At 64.1% G+C, this 3,453-nt stretch carries 2 protein-coding genes; one reads left to right on the top strand and one right to left on the bottom strand.

Annotated elements, in window-relative coordinates:
• Nucleotides 1-1,191 precede the first annotated feature (1,191 nt).
• Nucleotides 1,192-1,830 carry a hypothetical protein gene (locus tag ML01_RS26455; protein WP_058558355.1) on the top strand — a complete coding sequence of 213 codons (639 nt, stop codon included), beginning with the start codon at nucleotides 1,192-1,194 and terminating at the stop codon, nucleotides 1,828-1,830.
• A 693-nt stretch (nucleotides 1,831-2,523) separates the two neighbouring features.
• Here ML01_RS26455 and ML01_RS26460 read toward each other — a convergent pair.
• Nucleotides 2,524-3,252: a hypothetical protein gene (locus ML01_RS26460; protein ID WP_058558356.1), complete on the bottom strand. Its 729-nt coding sequence runs from the start codon at nucleotides 3,250-3,252 to the stop codon at nucleotides 2,524-2,526.
• Nucleotides 3,253-3,453: the final 201 nt, after the last annotated feature.

Raw genomic sequence — 3,453 nt, forward strand, 5'->3', positions numbered from 1 at the left:
GACCGCCGGCTTTCAGCCGGCTTCGCGTGCCGGGGGCTCGATGCCCCCGGCGCGCGATCCGCGGCGCGGGAGCCGGGCGGTTGGCCGTGCCGCGCCGCCGGGCGGAAGGCTGCGCCTGTGCCCTCTTATAAGCCCAGACGCCGCCGACGCGGCATCGAGCCGCGTCGGCGGCGAGCCGGCTGGAAAGCCGGCGGTCCCAGTGAGCGGCGCCGGCGCGGACTGGGAGCGCCGGCTTTCAGCCGGCTTCGCGTGCCGGGGGCTCGATGCCCCCGGCGCGCGATCTGCGGCGCGGGAGCCGGGCGGTTGCCCGTGCCGCGCCGCCGGGCGGACGACTGCGCCTGTGCCCTCTGATCGGCTCGGACGCCGCCGACGCGGCATCGAGCCGCGTCGGCGGCGAGCCGGCTGGAAAGCCGGCGATCCCAGTCAGGCGCGCCGGCGCCGAGTCCGGTGCTTGGTTCAATGTGGTTTCGTCGTCGTCGTCGTCGTCGTCGTGATCGTGGTCGTAATCGAACGTTCGCGGTGTTGACGCGCGTTGACTGGAGTGTTGACCTCCAGGTCAACACGGCCACAGAGCGGGGTGCACTGGTGTCGCGAGTGCGGAGCCGACCTGGACGTCGGCTCTCCGGCCGCGCCCGGCCCGGCTCCGGCTTGGCTACGGGAGGGCAAGTGCTTCGCTGCCGAGTCTCCGCCGTTCCGGCGCTTCACTGCCCCGCGGCGCAGAGGTCGGGATCGGTCGCCACTCGGTTCCATTTCGATTTCGATAGCGATTTCGATGAGCACGACTCGTCGGTCTGAGGCGAAGCCTCGCTAGCTCCTGAGCTAGGGATGCCCGTGCGTGCACTCGTCTCCAGCCCCTGCCGAAAAGACCTGAATCCCTTTCCAATCCCAACCCGGTTGCGAGAGAAAGTGCGAATCAGTCGCGTCTAACTCCATACTGGGCAGTGCGCCGCGGCCCTGGGGCAAACCCCGGCGGATGCCCGTCAAGTCTCTGATTGCAATAGCGATAACGTGAAGCCTAGGCGCTGATAAAGCATATTCCTAGCACGTGTTTCCGCGTGCGCCTAGCGTTCATTAAACGCGCTGGTCATAGGCGGATCGACCGCTCTCGACGAAGATAAGCATCACACAAGCACGGCGGCAGCGCGACCTGCCGATAACGAAGCAACCGGACACCGACTAGAGAGAGCCGACATGACCGAGCTGATGCATACGACCAAGCGAATCCTCACCGCCGCCGCCGTAGCGCTGACGGGCGCATTGGCGCTGCCGCAGTCCGCCGCTGCGGCCGTCGATGTCGAGCAACTCAAGATCGATCTCGGCGACGTTGAATCACGCACCGTAGCGCCGCCGTTTTTCGGCTCCACGCTGGGTACGGACACAAACGGGCTGAAAGACGCGATTTACGTACTTGAAGCCGTGCTGGACTTCCCTGAGACCGGTTTCAGCTCACCCGCAAGCACGGGCTCGGTTCGAGTCACGGATTTGGCGCAACGTGCTTTCACCCATCGTGCGACTTTGGTCGAGCGCGCCTGCCTCGTCGTCGACACCGCTGCGGGCGGCGGGCGACCGAACTTGACGCAGATCGGCAACCGCTTGGCGGCGATACAAACCGCTATGCAATACATCTCGCCTGCTGTCACGCTCACCAGCAGGCCCAACCTCACGCTGGTGGAAAACACCGTCGCGGAGATTCGGGACATCATGGATCATATGGGCGCGGAAGGGAGTGCGATAAGCACCTTCGGTATGGGTTCGATCCGCGTCAGCCAACTTCACTTCGCAGTGGAAGATATCTACAACCGCGCCGCCCATGTGTGTGCCAATTATTGAGCAGACATCGCGCACTGCTGCGCTGGCGGAGTCAGCGTATCAGCAGAGCGGTGAGGGCCGCTGTTGACTGATCTTTTGGCCGAGGTCCCTAGCCTCGCCACGAAGCCCGAAAACACTGTTTTCGGGCTTTTTCGTTGATGAGGCGTTATGACTCACCGCAGCATGGGCCGCGGTAAGACTGGGCAGACGGTTGCGAGGTTACGCGGACCTGTGCGCGGCCGGAAGAAAGAGATGTCGCGCAGAGACGCCGCGACGCAGAGAAGAAGAGAGAAATGAGGCAATGGTCGGAGTTATGACCAAGGCCACAGCGCCGTCGATCACAAGTCGGCCCAGAGCTGCCAGGCGAGCTTTGTCGCGGCAGCGCGTGGGCGTCCCGCGCAGTCAGCGCTTCCAACCCTCAGACTGCTGGGGCATCCCGTCCTGACGCCATCAGGGCAGGCAGCCGTGACTACGGACGGAGCCTGCGGCGCTGGTTGGGATACCGATCAAGGCCCGCGGCGCCTGCAATCTGCCTGCGCAAGGCAACCTTAGTCGCACTAATGATCAAAGCCCGACGGGCTGTGGGATGGGAGCAAAGTTAAGCCCATCACGGGCGGATGGGCATTGGCTGCGGCTACTGGCTGCGGTTTGGTGATTCCGATCGGCGAGGCCCTCAATCTTGTCCCGCCTATTGCTCCCAAGTGCGTTGCAGGGTTAAACCCTGTGCTGGCTCGCGGCGCGCCAGTGAAAGCCCAGAATGCCTGCGCCGAGCGCGAGCAGTAGAAGACTGGATGGCGCTGGCGCCCGCTGGGCCGTGTAGACATCGTCAACGCGAAACAGGAAAGTGCCAGTATCCTCTACATCGGTCGAAGCAATGACCGCCGTCGTGAAAGGCGAGGTCGCATCAATGAAGCCGATGAACCAGCTCGAAAAGTTGGTGTTCAACGGCACGCCGTTTGCGGCAACGGAACCCTGCGATGGGGAATTGGTCACGCCCGGCAGCGAGATGCTGAAATCGTCGTCTTCCGCGAATCCCGATTCCGCGATGAACCAAATGCCGAATGCGTACGACGGTGTCGGAAAGGTCAGGGTGAAGGAATCCGGATTGCGCATCTGCTGATCCGCTGGCCAACTCGTGCCGATGGCGTTGGACTGGCTCCTTGTCTCGGGGGAATCAGACGGTTCGACGACTGCGAGCTGCCCGGACTCGAGCGAGATGTCGGTGAAGGTAAAACCGACGAGCGTGTCCCCGTTGTTGATCGGGGTGTCCGCCGCAATCCCGTCGAACCCCTGGCGGCTTGCGATTAGTCCGGAGGTGGCGAGGGCATTCTCGAAGTCGGAGAAGTTCGTGTAGGGCTGAGGGACGGCATGGGCGTTGCCCATGCCCAGCCCGACGGCGGCGGCGGCGAGGCCGAGCTTGGTCATGCGTTTGCCATGGTTCATTACGTCGCTCCTGGCTTGCGTCTGAACAGTCGAAACCGGATGGCGCTTATCGGAGCGCACGGTGCTGTGACCGCAACCCTGTTGACGTCGGTGCTGCCGAGGTGGGAGGCAGGACAGACGTGCAGGCTGCTCCGCGGGTTGCGCTCAGGCCGGGGAGCCGCACTCGGGACCTCGGCCGCCGGTCAATTCTTCGCGTAACTA

This window comes from Thiohalocapsa sp. ML1, from assembly GCF_001469165.1.
Taxonomy (GTDB): domain Bacteria; phylum Pseudomonadota; class Gammaproteobacteria; order Chromatiales; family Chromatiaceae; genus Thiohalocapsa.

Excerpts from the sequence above, each read along its gene's own strand:
- ML01_RS26455 (WP_058558355.1), top strand. The coding sequence starts at position 1,192 with ATGACCGAGCTGATGCATACGACCAAGCGAATCCTCACCGCCGCCGCC.
- ML01_RS26460 (WP_058558356.1), bottom strand. The coding sequence starts at position 3,252 with ATGAACCATGGCAAACGCATGACCAAGCTCGGCCTCGCCGCCGCCGCC.